The organism is Pseudonocardia nigra (assembly GCF_019396355.1).
Lineage (GTDB): Bacteria > Actinomycetota > Actinomycetes > Mycobacteriales > Pseudonocardiaceae > Pseudonocardia > Pseudonocardia nigra.
The window spans coordinates 1-866 of sequence record NZ_JAHKRK010000527.1 but is presented as its reverse complement, the minus strand read 5'-3'; the positions used below and the strand labels follow the sequence as shown (position 1 = coordinate 866).

Below are 866 nucleotides of genomic sequence, written 5' to 3'. Positions count from 1 at the left end.
CGTGGTGACGTCACGATCACGGCGTGTCGAGTCTCTCGTATGACGCAAACAGGGTTCATCTGTGCAAGTACCTTCGACCTCGTTCCGCCGAGGTGGTCGGTATCGAGTGGAAGGACGGGTAGGACGACCTCGTGGAACGCGCATCGCTGCCGCCTGCAACGCCGGACTTCCCGGAATGGCTCGACTTCTCGGTTGCTATCGGCAGCGCCGTGAGCGGACTTGCCGGCGCCGCCGCTGCGATCGCTGTCATCGTCGCAGCTTGGGCCGCCGTGCGGCAGGCCCGGCGGTCGACCGAGGCAGCCCGGGACGCGCTCGAGGCCCTGGGGCGGGTGCTCCGCCTCGAGCGGATCGGCATCAACGTGTGGCAGGGCAACAACGAGTCGCAGGACATGCGGACGCCCGAGCAGTGGCCGGGCCCACTGCGAGTGCAGGTGCGGAACCACGGTCGCCCGACCGCTGAGAACGTGGTCGTGACCCTGACCGACGCGCACGGCAGGCGCTGGCCGCGCCTCGGCCCGCGGCTCACGCCCGGCCAACCGGTCTTGACGCTCGCTGGGCTGACGCTCATGCTGTCATCTGAACAGGCTTTCATGTAATGGCCCTGAGCGCGGTCGTTCCTGCGGATGAGGTGCGTCTATGTCGTCGCTGTCCAGCTCCGTCGCCAACACGATCGACACGCTGCCGGCGCGCGACGCGGTGCTCGCCGGGCTGATCGCCGCTCTGGCGGTGTTCCTGCTGTACGCGATGTTCCTCGACCAGGGGGGAATCCTGGCGCCGTTCTTCGGCGTGGACGCGTTCAGCAACAACTACCTGCACGAGTTCGCCCACGACGGGCGGCACCTGCTCGGCCTGCCCTGCCACTAGAG

The 866-nt window shown here is 68.0% G+C and carries 2 protein-coding genes; both read left to right on the top strand.

The window, feature by feature from the left end:
- The first annotated feature begins 131 nt into the window (after nucleotides 1–131).
- Nucleotides 132–596, top strand: coding sequence for a hypothetical protein (locus KME75_RS42025; protein WP_219420638.1), 465 nt, complete (start codon nucleotides 132–134; stop codon nucleotides 594–596).
- A gap of 40 nt (nucleotides 597–636) precedes the next feature.
- A complete protein-coding gene (locus KME75_RS42020; RefSeq protein ID WP_219420635.1) occupies nucleotides 637–864 on the top strand; it encodes a CbtB-domain containing protein in 228 nt (75 codons plus the stop codon).
- The last annotated feature ends 2 nt before the right edge of the window (nucleotides 865–866 follow it).

Coding starts and splice junctions, on each gene's coding strand:
- KME75_RS42020 (WP_219420635.1), top strand. CDS start 637: ATGTCGTCGCTGTCCAGCTCCGTCGCCAACACGATCGACACGCTGCCG.